Source organism: Flaviflexus salsibiostraticola (genome assembly GCF_003952265.1).
GTDB lineage: Bacteria > Actinomycetota > Actinomycetes > Actinomycetales > Actinomycetaceae > Flaviflexus > Flaviflexus salsibiostraticola.
The window spans coordinates 2064007-2082110 of the sequence record NZ_CP034438.1 but is presented as its reverse complement, the minus strand read 5'-3'; the positions used below and the strand labels follow the sequence as shown (position 1 = coordinate 2082110).

General features: G+C 66.7%; 17 protein-coding genes. 6 read left to right on the top strand and 11 right to left on the bottom strand.

The features are described 5' to 3' along the window. Positions 1-155: 155 nt before the first annotated feature. From EJO69_RS09665 to EJO69_RS09655, 3 genes are all read right to left on the bottom strand, one after another. The gene (locus tag EJO69_RS09665) at positions 156-932 is read right to left on the bottom strand and encodes a C40 family peptidase (protein WP_126041375.1); all 777 of its coding nucleotides are present in this window, start codon (positions 930-932) and stop codon (positions 156-158) included. 560 nt (positions 933-1492) lie between these two features. After that, positions 1493-2152, bottom strand: a complete 660-nt coding sequence (locus EJO69_RS09660; RefSeq protein ID WP_245993623.1) for a C40 family peptidase — start codon at positions 2150-2152, stop codon at positions 1493-1495. Between the two features lie 195 nt (positions 2153-2347). Next, the gene (locus tag EJO69_RS09655) at positions 2348-3025 is read right to left on the bottom strand and encodes a metal-dependent transcriptional regulator (protein ID WP_126041371.1); all 678 of its coding nucleotides are present in this window, start codon (positions 3023-3025) and stop codon (positions 2348-2350) included. A 76-nt stretch (positions 3026-3101) separates the two neighbouring features. Here EJO69_RS09655 and serC point away from each other — a divergent pair, with 76 nt between their 5' ends. Then, the gene (serC, locus tag EJO69_RS09650) at positions 3102-4190 is read left to right on the top strand and encodes a phosphoserine transaminase (protein ID WP_126041369.1); all 1089 of its coding nucleotides are present in this window, start codon (positions 3102-3104) and stop codon (positions 4188-4190) included. On the opposite strand, the gene EJO69_RS09645 is transcribed toward serC, so the two are convergent. The 6 genes from EJO69_RS09645 to EJO69_RS09620 all read right to left on the bottom strand — a co-directional run bounded on the left by EJO69_RS09645 (position 4135) and on the right by EJO69_RS09620 (position 9901). Then, the gene (locus EJO69_RS09645; protein ID WP_126041367.1) at positions 4135-5535 is read right to left on the bottom strand and encodes an MFS transporter; all 1401 of its coding nucleotides are present in this window, start codon (positions 5533-5535) and stop codon (positions 4135-4137) included. The two genes, serC and EJO69_RS09645, sit on opposite strands and share 56 nt — an antisense overlap. Beyond that, positions 5532-5942: a MarR family winged helix-turn-helix transcriptional regulator gene (locus EJO69_RS09640; protein ID WP_164519937.1), complete on the bottom strand. Its 411-nt coding sequence runs from the start codon at positions 5940-5942 to the stop codon at positions 5532-5534. The genes EJO69_RS09645 and EJO69_RS09640 overlap by 4 nt, the downstream gene beginning before the upstream one ends. 59 nt (positions 5943-6001) lie before the next feature. After that, positions 6002-7438 carry an NCS2 family permease gene (locus EJO69_RS09635; RefSeq protein WP_126042504.1) on the bottom strand — a complete coding sequence of 479 codons (1437 nt, stop codon included), beginning with the start codon at positions 7436-7438 and terminating at the stop codon, positions 6002-6004. A 109-nt stretch (positions 7439-7547) separates the two neighbouring features. Then, positions 7548-8768: a mannose-6-phosphate isomerase, class I gene (gene manA, locus EJO69_RS09630; RefSeq protein WP_126041363.1), complete on the bottom strand. Its 1221-nt coding sequence runs from the start codon at positions 8766-8768 to the stop codon at positions 7548-7550. Continuing rightward, positions 8769-9530, bottom strand: a complete 762-nt coding sequence (locus tag EJO69_RS09625) for a DUF3027 domain-containing protein (protein WP_126041361.1) — start codon at positions 9528-9530, stop codon at positions 8769-8771. Beyond that, positions 9527-9901, bottom strand: a complete 375-nt coding sequence (locus tag EJO69_RS09620) for a cold-shock protein (protein WP_126041359.1) — start codon at positions 9899-9901, stop codon at positions 9527-9529. Before EJO69_RS09620 ends, EJO69_RS09625 begins: the two co-directional genes overlap by 4 nt. 217 nt (positions 9902-10118) lie before the next feature. Between EJO69_RS09620 and EJO69_RS12370 the strand changes: the two genes are divergently transcribed. The 4 genes from EJO69_RS12370 to EJO69_RS09600 all read left to right on the top strand — a co-directional run bounded on the left by EJO69_RS12370 (position 10119) and on the right by EJO69_RS09600 (position 15156). Next, entirely contained in the window at positions 10119-11996 is a 1878-nt protein-coding gene (locus tag EJO69_RS12370; RefSeq protein ID WP_164519936.1) for a TPM domain-containing protein, read from the top strand. Between the two features lie 49 nt (positions 11997-12045). Then, positions 12046-12807: a PspA/IM30 family protein gene (locus EJO69_RS09610; RefSeq protein ID WP_126041355.1), complete on the top strand. Its 762-nt coding sequence runs from the start codon at positions 12046-12048 to the stop codon at positions 12805-12807. A gap of 121 nt (positions 12808-12928) precedes the next feature. Further along, on the top strand, positions 12929-13633 hold the full coding sequence (locus tag EJO69_RS09605; RefSeq protein WP_281272841.1) for a response regulator transcription factor: 705 nt from the start codon (positions 12929-12931) through the stop codon (positions 13631-13633). Positions 13634-13635: 2 nt separating this feature from the next. After that, a complete protein-coding gene (locus EJO69_RS09600) occupies positions 13636-15156 on the top strand; it encodes a sensor histidine kinase (RefSeq protein ID WP_126041351.1) in 1521 nt (506 codons plus the stop codon). A 40-nt stretch (positions 15157-15196) separates the two neighbouring features. On the opposite strand, the gene EJO69_RS09595 is transcribed toward EJO69_RS09600, so the two are convergent. Both EJO69_RS09595 and EJO69_RS09590 read right to left on the bottom strand, forming a co-directional pair. Beyond that, positions 15197-15940, bottom strand: a complete 744-nt coding sequence (locus EJO69_RS09595; RefSeq protein WP_126041349.1) for a lysophospholipid acyltransferase family protein — start codon at positions 15938-15940, stop codon at positions 15197-15199. Beyond that, entirely contained in the window at positions 15937-16731 is a 795-nt protein-coding gene (locus EJO69_RS09590; RefSeq protein WP_126041347.1) for an SDR family NAD(P)-dependent oxidoreductase, read from the bottom strand. Before EJO69_RS09590 ends, EJO69_RS09595 begins: the two co-directional genes overlap by 4 nt. A 130-nt stretch (positions 16732-16861) precedes the next feature. Here EJO69_RS09590 and EJO69_RS09585 point away from each other — a divergent pair, with 130 nt between their 5' ends. Continuing rightward, entirely contained in the window at positions 16862-18034 is a 1173-nt protein-coding gene (locus EJO69_RS09585; RefSeq protein ID WP_126041345.1) for an HD domain-containing protein, read from the top strand. Positions 18035-18104 lie beyond the last annotated feature (70 nt).

Sequence of the window (18104 nt, the reverse complement as noted above, 5' to 3'; positions counted from 1 at the left end):
ATGCCGTTTGCGTACCGGCAGATTCCTATTCGCCCCGGTCAGGCTTGCCATGCGGTCGCAGATCACGCGAACGACTCACCTCTGGCCGGAGAGCGCCGCCATGGGCAACAGAAAAGGAGCAGTCCAACTGGACTGCTCCTTCTGCTATCGCGCTATCAGAGAACGCGGAGGTAAATCGGGTTGCCCCAGACCGGTGCCTCCTTGGTTCCCATGGTCGGGTTCCAGGCTGCGATGTGCGAGCCGTTGCCGGTGTAGATGCCGACGTGGCCGGGCCACCACATGAGGTCGCCGGGCTGTGCCTGTGACGCGGGCACCTGGGTGCCGGCAAAGCGTGCGGCCGAGGACGAGGCGGGGATGGACACGCCGACCTGACGGTAGACGAACGCGGCGTAGCCGATGCAGTCCCAGCCCGCGGGGCTGGTGCCGCCCCACACGTAGGGGGCTCCCTCATAGGAGCGGGCGATGGCGACGACCTGGGCGCCGACACCGGACGCGGCAGGAGCCGGGGCAGCTGCGGGCGCGGGGGCCGGTGCGGCCTGAGCGGCAGGAGCCTGTGCGGCGGGTGCCGGGGCGGCGGCGGGCGCGGCCTGCTCGGCGGGCGCTTCGACGGCGACCGGGGCGGCCTCTTCGACCACCGGCTCCGGCTCGGGCTCGGGCTCGGGGGCCACGGCGGTCACGGTCACCTCGTCGAGCGCGAAGTCGGCGGAGCCCTCGGTCTTCACCGTGAACTGAGCGACCGCCTCTTCAATGGGCTGTGCGGCGAGGTCGATACGCTCGGAAGCGCCGATCTGCTCTTCGGTGCCGAAGGCGGCGGGTGCAGCTGCGCTGAACAGCAGGCCCGTCGTCGCGGCTGCGGCACCGACAACGCCGGCGGCCATGGGCTTGACAGCAGGGACAGCCACGTGACGGCCGGAACGCTGAGACTTGATCATTGATTTCTCCAAGCGGGGGAACCCGCGGGTTACTTCATTGGTCTTTCAGTTTTGCTTGGCATCTGGTTGACACCCGTCCGCTGGGCGAACTTCAAAAACTATAACAATAGTGAAACGGAAATGTCACGCTTCGATAACAACGCATTTCGGCTGGTCAGCGGCCCGATCGTAAAACCCTGCTATGACGGGGGAAAGTAGCGCGACCCGCGTCACAGAATGTTATAACTGTGTCCCACTTCGCACTTCCGGTCGTGACAATTCCGTGTATCGGCTCCGAGGATGTGCTCCACGCGCCGGGCGGCTGACACGCGGAGAGGGCAGTGCCCGCTCGTCACCCGGGTCCCACATTCCCCTGGCCAGCACGAATGCTTTTGGGAGGACCTAGGCAGTCAGGCTAGGGGCCACGAGGCAAGACTCGTGGGCGCGCCTCAGCCCCGACACCTGTCGGGTGGCAGCACCTCGACAGGTGTCTGGCGCAGGGCGCGAACTCACTGACTCACTCGTGGAGACGAAGAAGCGGCCAGCGCTCAGCGCTGGCCGCTCTCACGTCGAAGGCTGGGTCAGCCGCCGACGCGGACGTAGGTGGGGGTGCCGTAGACCGGACCCTCGTACGTGCCCGAGGAGGGGTTGCGGGCGGCGATGTGCATGCCGTTGCCCGAGTAGATGCCGATATGACCCGGCCACCACACGAGGTCACCCGGCTGCGCCTGCGAGGCGGGGATGGTGCGGCCAGCATAGAGCTGCGCACTCGAGGAGCGCGGCAGCGAGATGCCGGCCTGCGCGAAGACATAAGAGGTGAAGCCGGAGCAGTCCCAGCCGGCCGGGGTGGTCCCGCCGTAGACATAGGGGGCGCCGACGTACTGGCGAGCGATCGCAACGACCGACTGGTTGCCCGAGGACACGGCGGGAGCCGGTGCGGGGGCAGCGACCTGGGGGGCTGCCTGAGTCTGAGCCGGTGCGGCGGCGGCCTGCGGCGCGGCCTCAGCCGGAGCGGGAGCTGCGGCCGGAGCGGCCGGGACCTCAGCCTCGACCTCGACGGGGGCCTCTTCGACGACCGGCTCGGGGGCGGCCTCGGAGGTGACAGAAATGGGGGCCAGCTCGACAGCGGCCTCTTCAGGGAGTTCGACGCCGATGACGGCGGGTGCCTGCGGGGCGGCGAGGGAGACGGTCTTGGCGACAGCCTCGGTCTCGGGCGCAGCAACAGCAGCGGTAGCCGTCATTCCGAATGCAGCGGATACCGCGGCAACAGTGAAAGCGGATGAAGGTCGAACCTTGGGGGCGACGTGACGGCCACGACGGTTGGACATATCTCTCCTGACAGGAAGTTTTCCTTACAGATCAAGAGAGTAACGGAAGATAACGAATATGTCACGAACAATTACAGTCTGTGATCCATAAATCACAGAAGGTGTGACCTACGCATCAATGAAGAGGTGCCTGCCGACTGCGTCGGCGACCTGCTCCAATACCCCGCCGGGGCCCGTGATAGTCAGTCCACGCGGCGTCTTCTCAACAGTGATGGTCACCCCCGGGCCGATCCCTGCCGACCTCAGCTCCGCGAGGAGCTGGACGTCGACCTGCAGCGGCTCAGCGATCCTCCGGAGTGTCGCGGTGATGACGGGGCCGCTGACATCCGCGACGGCGACGAGGCCGGAGTGCCCGGCGGCAAGGCTGCCGGGCCCCTCGGCCGCGGACGGGATCGGATTCCCGTACGGGTCGTGGGTGATCGCTCCGAGAACACCCTCGAGCTTCTCCGCAACGCGGTCGGACATGACGTGCTCCCACCGGCACGCCTCCTCGTGGGCGTACTCCCAGTCCATACCGATGACGTCGATGAGGAGACGCTCGGCGATGCGGTGCTTGCGCATGACCTCCGTGGCCTTGCGGCGCCCGGCGACGGTGAGCTCGATCTGCCGGCTGGGTCCGATGGTGAGCAGACCATCCCGGGACAGCCTGTTGACGGTCTCCGAGACGGTGGGTCCGGAGTGCTCGAGTCGCTCCGCAATGCGGGCCCGAAGGGGCGGGATCCCCTCCTCCTCAAGCTCGTAGACCGTCTTCAGGTACATTTCGCCGGTATCGATCAGATCAGCCACTTTTCCTCCTGCACAGATGACTCCACTCTATCTGGACGGCCGTGAGATGGGCGTCCGAATCTGGGAGAGTTGAACCATGCTGATTCCCACTGAGATTCTTCCACGCGACGGCCGATTCGGTGCGGGTCCCTCGAAGGTGCCGGCCGACCATCTCACCCTTGATCCGGCCTGGATGGGCACCTCCCACCGGAAGGCCCCCGTCAAGGATGTCGTCGGCAGGATCCGCGAAGGACTCGGCGAGCTCTTCCGCCTGCCGGAGGGGTACGAGATCGCCCTCGGCAACGGCGGCGCGTCGCTCCTGTGGGACGCGATTCCGTTCTGCCTGGTCGAGGACCGGTCCCGCGCCGCGACCTTCGGCCAGTTCTCGACCAAGGCGGCGAAGGCGCTCCGGGCGAATCCCTTCGTCAGCGATCCCATCGTCGATGCCGGGGAGCCGGGCACTGCCCTGCTCCCCGAGGCGGCGGACGGGATCGACTCCTATCTCTATCCCCAGAACGAGACCTCGACCGGAGCGATGCTGCCGGTCAAGAGAATCGGCGGGCCGGGTGCGCTGACCATCGTCGACGCGACGTCGGCAGCGGGCGGGGTCGACTTCGACGCGAGCGAGGTTGACGTCTACTACTTCTCCCCCCAGAAGTGCTTCGCCTCAGACGGCGGACTGTGGTTCGCCGCCCTGTCTCCGGCGGCGATCGAGCGCATCGGACGGCTGACCGCGCAGCGCTGGGTCCCGGACATCCTCAACCTCCAGCTCGCCCTCGATAACTCGAGGAAGAACCAGACGCTCAACACCCCAGCGCTTGCCACCCTCCACCTCATGCTCGCCCAGCTCGACTGGATGCTTGAGGAGGGCGGACTGTCGGCGATGGACGCCAGGACGACGAGATCATCCGATCTCGTCTACGACTGGGCGGCGCGCACGGAATGGGCACATTCCTTCGTCGAGGAGGGCCACCGGTCCCAGGTTGTCGCGACGATCGACATCGACCTGCCGGCCGACGAGGTGAGCGCGGCCTGCCGCGCCTCCGGCATCGTCGACATCGACGGCTACCGCGGCCTGGGCCGCAACCAGCTGAGGGTCGCAACCTTCCCGGCCGTGGAGCCGGACGACGTCACGGCTCTTCTGGAGTCGCTGTCCTGGGTGGGACAGCAGATACCCCGGAGCTGAGCGCGGCCTGCTCCTGCGTGGTCGCATCGAGCGTCCGCTCCCGGCGGCGCCGCTCGTTCCGCTGCGCCTCGCGGCGCTCGGCATGCTCGGCGGGGCCGATGATGACGAGATGCGGCCTGACGTGGCGACGGTACTCGAAGGTGACGTTCCAGTGGCGGCGCACCCAGATGAGGGCGCCGAACGAGACGAGGATGGCCGCGACGGCGCCGATGCCGATCCCCCAGCGGGGATGGACGTTCGACGCGATCCAGCCGACGATCGGGGCACCGATCGGGGTCGATCCCATGAGGACCACCTGGTAGAGGGCCATGATCCGCCCCCTCATCATCGGGTCGACCGAGGTCTGGATCGCCATGTTGGCGCTTGTCAGCAGCGTGAGCGTGAAGTAGCCGACGAGGATGCAGGAGATCGCGTAGGTCCAGTAGGTCGGCATGAGGGCGTTGATGCCGGCGGTGATGCCGAAGCCGAAGCCGGCGAGGACGACGAGCCGCACGCGTGACTCCCTCCGCCGCGCGGCCATGAGCGCGCCGGTGAGCGATCCGATCGCCATGATCGAGCCGAGCAGACCGTACTCCCCCGCGTCCTTGCCGAACACCTCGCTCGCCATCGACGCGCTCGTCAGCTGGAAGTTGAGGCCGAGGCTGGAGATGACGCCGGCGACAACGAGGATGACGACGATGTCGGAGCGGTGGCGTATGTAGCGGGCCGCCTGCCGGATCTGGCCCTTCTCTCGGGGCTGATGCTTGATCGGGTAGAACTTCGCAGCCTTCATGAGGGCCAGGCCGATGAGGGTGGCGCCGAAGGAGATGCCGTTGATGACGAAGACCCAGCCGGTGCCGACGAGGGCGATGAGGAGGCCCGCGAGCGCGGGGCCGATGAGGCGCGCGCTGTTGAAGCTGGCCGAATTGAGGCCGATCGCGTTGGTCAGGTGCTTGGGCTCGACGAGCTCGGAGACGAAGACCTGCCGCGGTGGCGTATCGAAGGCAGAGACCGTGCCGAGCGCGAGCGCGAAGCCGTACACGATCTCGACGGTCGCATGGCCCGTGAGGACGAGCACGCCGAGACCGACGGCGAGCAGTCCCATGAGGGACTGGGTGACGTACATGATCTTCCGCTTGTCGTAGCGGTCGGCGAGCACGCCGGCATAGGGGGTGATGAGGAGCAGGGGCAGGAACTGCAGGGCCGTCGTCACGCCGACCGCAAAGGCATCGTTGTCCGTGAGCTCAGTGAGGACGAGCCAGTCCTGCGCCACGCGCTGCATCCAGGTGCCCGTGTTCGCCACGATGGCAGTGAAGAACCAGAGCCGATAGTTCTCGTATTTGAGTGAGAGAAAAGTCCGCTTCACCTAGTGATCATCGCCCGCATGATCCTCGCCGCTCGGCCGAGGGTGGCGATGTCATCTCCTTCCAATTTTCCGAACTGTTGATCGAGCCAAGCCGCGCCCTCGAGCGACGCGGCATCGAGCGCCGCGCGCCCCTCATCCGTAATCGTGACCTCGGTCCGCCGGCTGTCGACGGCGTCCCGCTCCCGACGGACCTGACCCGCCTCCGCCATGGCCGAGACAAGCTTCGACATGGAGGGGACGGAGACGCGCTCGTGCGAGGCGAGCTCGCTGACGGTCATCGGGCCCTGTGCGAGGACGGTGAGGACGCAGAAACGAGATTCGCCGAGCCTCCCTGATCCACGCAGTCCGCGGGATAGGTGAAGCACGGCGAATCTCAGAGAATCGGCGACTTCAGCATTGTTTACCACGGCCTCCATTGTAACAAATGGTTAACGGGGTAAACCATAGCTGATGGTGGTCTACTCGATCACAGGCCGAGCGCTCCCTCGACGGGGCCGCGCACGAAGTAGAGGACGAACAGGGCGCTGACGATCCAGAGGAGCGGGTGGACGCGGCGGCGAGAGACCGCGGCGAGGATCGAGTAGGAGATGAACCCCATGCCGATGCCGACGGTGATCGAGTACGAGAACGGCATGAAGACGATCGTGAGGAACGCCGGAATGCCGATGACGAGGTCCTTCCAGTCGATGTTCGCGACCTGCTGCATCATGAGGAAGCCGACGATGACGAGCGCCGGGGTGGCCGCCTCGTAGGGGATCATGCCGGCGAGCGGTGCGAGGAAGGTGCTGAGAAGGAAGAGCGTGCCGGTGACGATGCTCGCCAGGCCCGTGCGCGCGCCGTCGGCGACACCGGTCGTCGACTCGATGTAGGCGGTGTTGGAGGAGACGCCGCCCAGGCCGCCCGCGATCGCACCGAGGGAGTCGATGGCGAGGATCTGGCGCATGCGGGGAGGGTTGTCATCCTCGTCGAGAAGGTTCGCCTCGGAGCCGACGGCGACCATCGTGCCCATCGTGTCGAAGAAGTCCGCGAGCATGAGCGAGAAGACGAGAACGAGGACGGCGATGATCGAGATCTTCTCGAACGGGCCGGTGATCGAGAACGTGCCGAGTGTCGAGAACTCCGGCACCGAGACGGGCGAGCCGTTGAGCGCGGGGACGGTGAGTCCCCAGCCGCCGGGGTTCGAGCCGTCAGGGGTCTGGCCGCCGAGCTTGAGGATCGACTCGAGGGCGATCGCCGAGGCGGTCGCGATGACGATGCCGATGAGGATGGCGCCGCGGACGCGCTTGACCATGAGGACCATGATCGACAGGAGGCCGACAATGAAGACGACGAGCGGCCACGACGCGATCGAGCCGTTGATGCCAAGATCGAGCGGGGTGCCGGCGCCGGGACGGACGATGCCGGCGTTGACGAGGCCGACGAGGGCGATGAACAGGCCGATGCCGACCGAGATGGCGGTCTTGAGGAAGCTCGGGACAGCCTTGAAGATGGCCTCGCGCAGGCCTGTCATGACGAGGAGGAAGATGAGGATGCCCTCGAGGACGACGATGCCCATCGCGTCTGCCCAGGTCATGCCCGGCAGGGACACGATCGTGTAGGCCAGCATCGCGTTGAGGCCGAGGCCCGCCGCCATCGCCATCGGGAAGTTGGCGACCGATCCCATGAGGATCGACATGATGGCTGCGACGAGCGCCGTGCCGGCTGCGATGGCCGGGGTGTTGGCGCCCTCGGTACCGCCGCCGAGGAAGTGACCCGTCGAATCCGGGGTGGAGAGGATGATCGGGTTGAGGACGAGGATGTAGCTCATCGCGAAGAACGTGACGAGCCCGCCGCGGATCTCCTGGCCGACCGACGAGCCGCGCTCGGTCAGCTTGAAGGTGCGATCAAGGAAACGGGTTGGCATGGTGCGCTCAAGTAAATCGTTCACAACCCTGATATTTGGCGGTTTCCCGGATCAAATCGACGCCGTTTCATATGGTGGAATAAAAACCATCCATATCGTGAGATGAAGGCTATGGGACGTCGGCCTGGATCAGCTTCCCCACTCCGCGCACCTGGAGCTTTCCCTCGTCCGCCCTCACAAAGATGCCCTCGCCATGGTTGAGTGTGATTCTCTGCTCCTTTGTCGCCACCTCGATGGCTCCGGACAGGGCGAGGAGGATGCGGGGGCCGCGGCCGGGCAGCGATCGAGTGTCATTCCACGTGCGGAGGTCGGCGACCGACAGCTCGAAATCCTCGACGGGCGCATAGTAGGTGCGCGTGACCTCGGAGACGTGTTCAGGGGCGATCCGGATGGGTGGCGCGGCCACATAGTCGACCGTCGCGAGCAGTTCGGGCACGTCGATGTGCTTCGAGGTGAGACCGGCTCGGAGCACATTGTCCGAGTTCGCCATGATCTCCACACCCAGGCCCGACAGATAGGCGTGGACCGTCCCGGCTGGGACGAACAGGGCCTCCCCGGGCTGAAGGGTCACGGGGTTGAGGAGAAGGGAGGCGACCACGCCCGGGTCGCCCGGGTAATGGCTGTCCAGCAGCGTGACGATCCGGTCGGCGCGCTCCGACGGGGACTCACCGCGCTCGAGCCTCGCCCGGCACCCGGCGACGAGTGCAGCGACCTTGTCAGAGCTCGGACGGGACTCCTCGCTCAGCAGATACTCGAAACAGCGCCGTATACCCTCGGCGCTGAGATCCTCGCGGAGGTAGGAGAGCATCGTCTCGGCGATCTCACACGGCAGGCCGGTGATGACGTCGGCGACACGACGAGGGGCGCGGAAGCCCGCGACTGCCTCGAAGCGGTCGAGTGCGAGCAGCAGCTCGGGCTTGTGGTTGCGGTCGCGATAGGAGCGGGTCGGATCGGACAGCGGCACACCCTGGCGCTCCTCATCCTCGAACCGCTGCGCCGCCTGCTCGCGGGACGGATGGACCTGGAGAGAGAGCGGCTTCGCGGGGGCGATGAGCTTGAGGAGATACGGGAGTGTGTTGCCCATGCGGGCGACGTCATCGCCGAGCGCACCCTGCGGGTCCGCGAGGACGTACGTGCGCAGGTCAGTCTCTGCAGGAGGCGCCTCGGGGCTGTAGGCGAGACCATCACCGATCGTCGCCGGACCCGCCGTGTGGGTGCCGAGCCACAGCTCAGCCACCGGGGTCTCGCTCTCCACCGTATCGAACAGGGCCGGAATCGCACTGGTCGAACCCCAGGCGTAATCCTTGACCGCTCCGCGAAGCCTCTCCACTTAACCCTCGACCACTTCGATCTCCGCGTCATCGAGCGCCGGCTCCGACTGGTCCCAGAGCTTCCTCTGCTTCGGGGCGTCCGTCTCCGAATGGGCACCGCATCCGTGATCGAGCGAGACTACCTTCCCGTCATCGGGCGACCATTCGTTGGCGCACACGCCGAACAGACTGCGGGCCGAACCCGCCATGAGCATCATGAACGCACACGTCGAGCAGTTCGCCTTGGCCGCCTTGGCCGAGGGGCTGTTCGGGCCGCGATCGGAGTTGTACCAGCGATTGAAGGCCTCCGCGCGACCCTCCTGGGAGAGCACACGGGCACGTCCGAGGCCGAGCTCGAACTCCCTCAGCTGGTCGGCATCCTCCGATGTGTCCTCGAAGCCCGCAACCAGCCTCGGGTCATCCTCGCGGTAGGGCAGAGGCTCGGTGCCGGAGATATCGTCCGGCTCGAGCCGGTCGGCCCACGGCACCCAATCGGGGGCGACGAGCGCCTCCGGGCCGGGCTTGAGCGACAGCTCGTTGATGGTGACCTTACGGGAGCGCGGCGCCCGGGACTGTGTCACCGCCCAGAACCATCCGACGTAGCCGGGATGCAGGCAGGTGAAGGCGTGCGTGAGGACGCGATCCCCCTCGGGGACCACGCCGACGTGATCACCGATCATCTCGGGCGTCGTGATGTCGAGAAGGGCGTCGCGCGCGGGCTCGATGGCCTGCGCGAGAGTCTTCTCCTTCGTGACGGTCTGGACAGGGACTAGACGGGTCATGCGTCGAACTCACTTGCCAAAGTACGGAGGGCCTGTGCGATGCGGGGGCTGCCCTCGGGGTAGCGCCCCCTGCGGAGTTGGGTTGAGGCGCTGTCGAGCAGCCTGATGAGATCCTCGATGATCGGGACCATGTCTTCCGGCTCGCGCCTCGCCGCCTTGGCGAGCGAAACCGGAGCCTCCTTCAGTTCGACCGAGAGCGCGTGCAGTCCGCGCCTGCCCTCTGCGACCGAATACTCCACAGGCGCGCCCTTCCGCGGGCGGGCCCCGGCGGGCAGGACGGACGCCGGGAAGTAGACGTCGCGGCCGTCATCGCCGGTGATATAGCCGAAACCCTTGTCTTGGCTGAAGAACTTAACCTTGCCCGTTGGCACGACAGCTCCTTCTATTCTGCAGAGATACTCCTCCTACTCTACCGCCTCGACTATCGCCCCGGAGTCGCGAACGACAGCGACTGCAGGCCCACCCCTCCGCCGCCCGCGAAACATCGTCACTTCACCACCTGCCGCAGGGTGCTCCAGAACACAAAACCGTTACACTGAGGCCAGCATTCCCCTGACGGGATAGACGACTGGAAGCAGAGCACGAAGCATGACCGACATCGACGGGGCCCTCCCGATGAGCGTGGAGCCGTTCCGCCCTACCGACCTTCTCAGCGATCCCAACGGCGTCCTCGAGCAGCCACAGGCCGCCGAGGAGGCCCTCTACTCGCTCGCGGATCAGGCCGGGGACGAGCTCTATGTCATCTTCGTCAGCGATTTCGGCGACCTGGGGCCGAGCGAATGGGCCCAGCAGGCGAGCAGCGCGGTCATCGACGAGGGCGACGCCCTCATCGCCTTCGCCACCGAGACGACCGAGGCGGGCTACTGGTCCCTCGACGAGCAGGTCGCAGGCAATGTCGAAGAGGCGATCATCCTCGCCCGGCCCGAGCTGCGCGACGGCGACTGGGACGCCGCGCTGACGACGATCACCGAGGACCTCACGTCCGACGGCGAGGGACTCGGCGGCGGCACCGACACGACGGGCTTCTTCACGTTCGCCGGCGTGGCCCTCCTCCTGGTCGGCGGCTTCATCGCCTTCACCGTTGTCCGGAAGAGCCGCAGATCCAAGGCCGAGAAGAAGAAGCGCTCCGAGAGCCTCGAGGCCCTCGGCAAGCGCGCCGCCAACGCCCTCATCGTCGCCGACGATGGGGTGCGCGAGTCGGCCGCCGAGCTCGAGTTCGCGAAGGCCGAGTTCGGGCTCCAGGCGACCGTTCAGTTCGACGAGGCCCTCGAACTGGCCCGCGCGGAGGTCCGCGAGGCCTTCGAGTATCGCAAGAAGCTCGACGACAACATTCCGGACACGGACCAGGAGAGGCACACGTACTACACGGCGATTCTCGAGCACACGACGAAGGCCCGGGAGGCGATTGCCGCCCAGGAGGAGGAGTTCGCCAGGCTCCGCGACATCAACGCCCGCGTCCACGAGATCCTCGCAGGCCTCTCGACACGGATCCAGGAGCTGAGTCCGCGCATCCCCACCGCCCAGGCACAGATCGACAGCCTCCGCCACCGTTTCCCCCAGGCCGCGCTCGCAACACTCCAGACCTACCCGGGCAAGATCGGCGAGTTCCTCGCCGCCGCCAAGGAGGCAGTTGCCCGCGGGCAGGAGCAGGTCGCGGCCGGCCAGCGCAGCCAGGCGTCCGTGTTCGCGCGGATCGCCGAGACGAACGTCCAGCAGGCCGCTCACCTGCTCGACGACGTGTCGGACGCCGAGCAGACGCTGCTCGATGCTCGGGCGAACCTCCAGAAGGCCATCGCCTCGCTGTCCTCCGATGTCGAGGACGCGAAGCGTCTCGGCGGCGGCGATCCCACGATCCAGGAGCGCCGCGCGGCCGCCGAGCGTGCCCTGTCCTACGCCGTCGACTCGAGCGCGGACCCGATTCTCGCGCTCGACCAGCTCGAAGAGGCAGAGACCGCGATCGATGCCTCGCTCGTCGGAGTCCGTCAGGCCGACGAGAACCGTCGCCGCCTCATGGCCGGTGTCGAGAAGACGAAGAGCTCGGCCGACCGGAAGATTCACGCCGCCGACGTCCTCATCGACTCGAACCGCGGCGCGGTCGGCTCCGAGGCCCGCACGTCCCTCTCGACGGCACTGTCCGCGAGGGCGGCCGGCGAACGAGCCTCTTCGGTTGACGAGCAGCTGGCCCACTATCAGCAGGCGGAGCGCTACGCCCGCCAGGCCGAGGATCAGGCGCAGTCCGACATCCGCCGCCATCAGCAGCCGGACTACTTCGGCGGCCGTCAGGGCGGCGGGTTCGGCGGCAACGGCATGATGACGGGCATGATCCTCGGCTCCATCCTCTCCGGCGGCTTCGGCGGCGGCAGCCGCGGGGGCGGCTTCTCCAGCGGATCCTTCGGCGGCTTCGGCGGCGGAGGCGGAGGCTTCGGAGGTGGCGGCGGCGGCTTCGGCGGCGGCATCGATTTCTGACCCTTCAATCACAACAGGTTTCACGACAGTCCCCAACGAAAGGTTCACCATGGCTGAAAAACAGTCCATCCTCGGCCGTATCGGCCAGCTCACCCGAGCCAACATCAACGCCCTCATCGACCGCGCTGAGGACCCGCAGAAGATGCTGGACCAGCTCGTCCGCGATTACACGAACTCGATCGCCGAGGCTGAGGACGCCATCGCCGTCACGATCGGCAACCTCCGTCTGGCCGAGTCCGACCACGCTGAGGATCTTCGCGAGGCCGAGGATTGGGGCCGCAAGGCCATCGCCGCCTCCGACCGTGCGGAGCAGTTCCGCACCGGCGGCGATGAGGTGAATGCGAAGAAGTTCGACGATCTCGCCAAGGTCGCGATCTCCAAGCAGATCGCCGCCGAGTCGGAGGCCCGTGCAGCCGAGCCGATGATCGACTCGCAGAACCAGGTCGTCGATCAGCTCAAGGACGGCCTGCAGACCATGCACCAGAAGCTCGATGAGCTGAAGTCGCGCAGGGATTCGCTCGTCGCCCGCCAGAAGTCCGTCGCCGCACAGGCGAAGGTCCAGGAGTCGATGGCGTCGATCAACGTCCTCGATCCGACGTCGGAGATCTCTCGCTTCGAGGAGCAGATCCGCCGCGAGGAGGCTGTCGTCGCGGGACGGAAGGAGCTCCAGGGCTCCTCCCTCGCCGACCAGTTCGCGGAGCTCGAGGACCACTCGAAGGACACCGAGATCGAGGCCCGTCTGGCCGCGCTCAAGGCCGGTCAGAAGCCGCAGGGCGAGATCGAGTCGGGCGAGAACACGACCATCTACTGAGTATCCGTTGGCCAGCCGCGTCAGCGGCTGGCCAACGCCTCGGTGGCTCTGTTCTCGCGCTGGAAGCTGAAAAGCCGCCATTTCCAGTCAACGTCCAGCCGCTATCAAGATAATGGGGACCATGAGCTCAGAAGCAAAGATTCTCGTCGTCGACGATGAGCCCTCGATCCGCGAACTCCTCAGCGCCTCGCTGTCGTTCGCGGGTTTTGAGGTCCGTATGGCGGCGGATGGCCACGAGGCCATCTCCCAAGTGTCCTTCGTCCACCCCGACCTCGTCGTCCTCGACATCATGCTCCCCGATATGGACGGGTTCGAGGTCCTCAAGAAGCTGCGGGAGCATGAACCGGGACTGCCGGTTCTCTTCCTCACCGCGAAGGACGACATCCAGGACAAGGTTCGCGGGCTGTCGGTCGGCGGCGACGACTACGTGACGAAGCCGTTCTCCCTCGAAGAGGTCGTTGCCCGCATTCGCGCCATCCTCCGTCGGACGACGGATGAGCGGGAGGAGGGCAACATCGTCTACTCCGATCTCGTCCTCAACGAGGATTCCTACGAGGTGTATCGCGCAGGCGTCAACGTCGAGCTGTCCCCCACCGAGTTCAAGCTGCTGCGCTATCTCATGGTCAACGCCGAACGGGTCGTGTCCAAGGAGCAGATCATCGATCACGTGTGGGATTACAACTGGAACGGCGAGATCTCGATCGTCGAGTCCTACATCTCCTACCTCCGCCGCAAGATCGACTCCTCCGAGACGCTCGGGGTCGAGGTCTCACCCCTTATCCACACGAAGCGCGCGATTGGGTACGTGCTCCGCGAACAGAAGTAGCCGTGCGCAGCGAACGGAGTCTGACCGGGCGGCTCGTCGCCCTGTACGTGCTGATCCTCAGCCTTGCGCTCGGGGCGGTCTTCATCAGCACGATGACGGTCATGAACCAGGTTCTCATGAACCAGGTCGACGATGACCTGCGCTCGTCAGGCGCCACGATCGCTCAGCAGACCTTCAGCGCCATGGTGGGGACCGACATCCAGGTCGTCCCCTCCCCCTATTACATCTACGTGCGCAACGAGGCGGCCGCCGACTGGCAGTTCATGTCGCCGTCGATGCAGGAGCGCTACGGGCGCCCACTCGACGTATCGCCCGTGTTCAGCGAGGAGCCGGCCAGCCCCATCACCGTGCCCGGCACGATCGAGCATTCGACGTGGCGGGTCATGTACCTCAACACGGTCTCGGAGCAGTTCCCGGCCGTTGCCATCGCCTACCCGCTGGCGACGATGGAGCAGACGAAGGCGCAGATGATGCTCATCCTCTTCATTATCGCCACCTGCATCGTCGCCCTCGGCGCGATCGTCTCGTACTTCATGGTCCAGCACTCCCTCAAGCCGCTCCGCATCATCGAGCACACGACGCGGAAGATCTCGCAGGGCGATCTGAGTCAGCGTGTACCGACGGAGAATCTCGGCATCGAGGTCGGCCACCTCGCGGGATCGATCAACATCATGCTCGGCCAGATCGAGGCGAGCATGCAGGTCCGTCAGCGCTCCGAGGCGCAGATGAGACGCTTCGTGTCGGACGCCTCCCACGAGCTGCGCACCCCTCTTGCCTCCGTCCGCGGCTACGCGGAGCTGTACCGGATCGGCGGAATTCCGGACGATAAGATCGGGACAGCCATGGACCGGATCGAGTCGGAGGCGCGCCGCATGGGCGGGCTCGTCGAGGACCTGCTTCAGCTGGCACGGCTCGACGAATCACGGCCCCTCACCATGACCTCGGCCGACCTTGTCGAGATCGCGGAGGGTACGGTCCTCGACTTCCACGCGAGGGCCCCCGAGTACCCGGCGAAGGTGACCGGGCTCCATGGGGAGAAGCCGTCGCGCGCCGTCGCCTGGGTTGACAAGGACAAGATCTCGCAGGTCATCAGCAACCTGCTGAGCAACGTCCGCCAGCACACTCCGGCCGGCACTCCCGTTGAGGTCGCCGTCGGCGTGGAGCAGATGAACGCCGTGACGGGGACCGTCAACATGGCGGTCATCGAGGTGCGCGACCACGGCCCCGGCATCCCCGCCGAGCATCAGGCCAAGGCCTTCGAGCGGTTCTTCCGCTCCGACTCCTCCCGTTCGCGCGCCTCTGGCGGCTCGGGGCTCGGCCTCGCCATCGTGTCGTCGATCGCGGCGGCTCACCACGGCTCGGCCAACATCAGCGAGACCCCGGGCGGAGGAACGACCGTCTCGCTCAACTTCCCGATTCCGGCCGCACCGCAGGAGGAGAAGCGCCCGCAGGCTCAGGGGCTGCGGCCCGCCGTCGGACGAGCCCCCAAGGCCTCCCAGACCTTCCCGTGGCGCCGCCGCTGAACTCGGGCCGAGGCCCATTGAGAATGTGTGAAGCCGCCTGTCAGGCGGCTTCTGCGCCCTCACCGGTGTGGGGGTGGCCGGTGGCGCGCATCGCCGCCACACAGGCGCGGATGCGCGCGTTGTAGTGCTCGACGGTCTCATCCACTTCCGCGTGCATGGGGGCGCCGATGACGAGCTTGACGCGGTGGCGCCCGCGCTTCGGCCAGAATGTGCCGACCGGCATCGCGTCATAGCCGCCGATGAGGGCGACGGGGACAATGGGGACCCCGAGCTTCTGGGACAGTGCCGCAGCACCGGCCTTGAACTCTCCCATCCGGCCATCCCGCGAGCGCGTGCCCTCGGGGAAGATGAGGATGGGGATGCCGGCCTTGAGGAGGCGCCCGGTCATACCGGCGGCGGGGCTCGGACCGTCCTGGGTCTTGAGGCCCCGGCCGGAGGACTTCTTGATCTTGCCCTTGCGCTCGATCGGATACGTGTTGAAGAAGAGCGCCGTCAGCTTCGAGACGAAGCGCCGCCGGTAGAAGTAGTCGGCTGCGGCACCGGTGGCGAGATTGTCGGTGATATCGCTGGGGAGCAGCGTGAACATCATGGGGGCGTCGAGGTGGCTCGAGTGGTTCCCGACGACGATGTAGGCGCCCTCGAGGCCCGCGACGTTCTCCTGCCCCTCGACCGAGGGGGCGACGACGCTGGAGAGAATCGGGCGCGCGATGAAGCGGCGGATGAACCGCCGTGCCATCCGATGGCTCGTCGACGTGTACTGGGTGAGCGGGTGCAGGGTGGTCATCGACGCCCCTGATTGATCTTGTCGACGACGGCGCGCACTGCCCTCTGGGGGCCGCGCTCGGCGAGGAATCCGATGACCTTGAAGCGCTTCGACGGGGTGGACCGGACCCTGCCGGCCTCCGTGTCGGCGAGACACTCGCGGACCACACGGTCCGCGTCGAGCCACAGGAAGTCGGGGATGTTCGATGTCTTGACGCCGGTTCGCTGATGGAACTCTGTTCGGACCCAGCCGGGCATGAAGGTGGTCACGTGAACGCCGTGGTCGCGCAGCTGAAGGTGGAGCGACTCCGAGTAGGTCTTGACCCACGACTTGATCGCCGAGTACCCGCCCATGGGGACGAGGCCTGAGATCGAGGCGGTGTTGATGATGACGCCGTGCCCGCGCTCCTTCATCGCCACGCTGGCCGCCGCGCCGAGGCGCAGAACCGCCCACAGCATGACGTCGAGGGCCTTTCGGTGGGGCTCGAGGTTCGTCGTCACGAGGGGCTCGTACAGTCCGGCGCCCGCGTTATTGACGAACACCTCGATCGGAGCGTCGGTGCTCGCAAGCCGTGCGGCGACGGCCTCCCTGCCCTCGTCCGTCCCAAGGTCGGCTTCGATCGTCTCGACGTGGACACTGTGCCGCCACTCCAGCAGGGTCGCGGTCCGTTCGAGCCTCTCGGCGTCGCGCGCGACAAGGACGAGGTCCAGGCCGCGATCGGCGAGCTGCCGGCCGAACTCGAGACCGATCCCGGATGTTCCGCCGGTGATGAGCGCCCGCCCACGCAGCCGGGTTCCTGAGCCTTGAGCCATGGAATGGGACCTTCCTACTAGTGACCACTCCAGGTTAATGCACGGTGAGAGGTTGCGCTCCACCGGGTCTGTGCCTAACGTGCCGCGAAGGTCTAGACTTCCCGTGACCAGAGAAAGGCTTCAGATCCCCATGGGCTATCCTCAGTGGCTTCTCACGACCTATATCCGCAGTGCTCGGGCGGCTGGCGCGACGGCGTCAGACGAGGAGATCACAGCCGCAGCAGAGCGGCTCATCGCACGGTGGCGCGCACCCGATCGGCACCACCACGACGTGCACCACCTGTGCGACATGCTGTCCCGCATCACCACCCTCGCCACGGAGACCCACCAACCGGAACTCGTCTTCCTCGCGGCCTTCTACCACGGCTGCGTCTTCTCGACCGCCGATAAGGATACGTACACCCGCAATGGCGGGGAGAAGGAGATCGAGTCCGCTCGAGTGGCGCGCGAGGAGTTGAGCGCGATCGGAATCCCGAAGGAGACCGTCGAGCGCGTCGCCGCTCTCGTCGAGGGTCTGAAGAAGCAGCCGAAGGAGGTGGACCCCAGCGCATCGACAACACTGAGCACCATCGACATCGACAAGCTCGCGCTGCGCGACGCCCATCTCGGCTCGCTCGCGGCAGGCCCTCAGAAGTACACGAAGTACCTCGGCCAGGTCGCGAAGGAGTACGGGCACGTGCCCGAGGAGGACTTCCTCCTCGCTCGCCGGGAGATCATCGGCAAGCTGCTCGCGCGGCGCCAGATCTTCCTCACCCCGCTCGGCCGCCAGTGGGAGACCCCCGCACGGGACAATCTCGAGGGTGAGCTTGAACGGATCGAGGCACGCCTGGCGGCGATGGGTCACCCGGCCGCCTCACCCGACGCCGAGCCGATGCCCACGCCCGAAAGGTCGGAGCCGCGCGCGCTCACGCCCGGGGATCTCGCGAAGGCCCGGACGGAGACGATGAACCACCCTCTCTTGGCGCCCGAGCACGACGATGATGAGACGGGACGCTCCTCGCTCGAGACGATCCCGGAGGTCGCCGAGCCGGGCGCACCGCCGCGCGCCCTCAACCCGGAGCAGTCCAAGAAGGCCGAGCGCCAGGAGATCGCGCGGAAGATGCAGGAGCGCATCGCCCGCCGCCAGGCCGGCCTGCCCGTTGAGGAGACGCCCGCGGCCGAGACTCCCGCGGCGGAGACGCCGCCTGCGGCACCCGACAGGTCCTCCGCACCCAGCCCGACCGCACCCTCGGCCTCGACTCCCGAGTGGACCGAAGAGGTCGACACCGCGAAGGCCGGCTTCGAACGGGAGCCCGACTTCTGACCACCGACGACACCGCTGCGCTCCGCATCGGTGTCGGAATGAATATGACTGGGGGAGCGCTTTCGCGCTC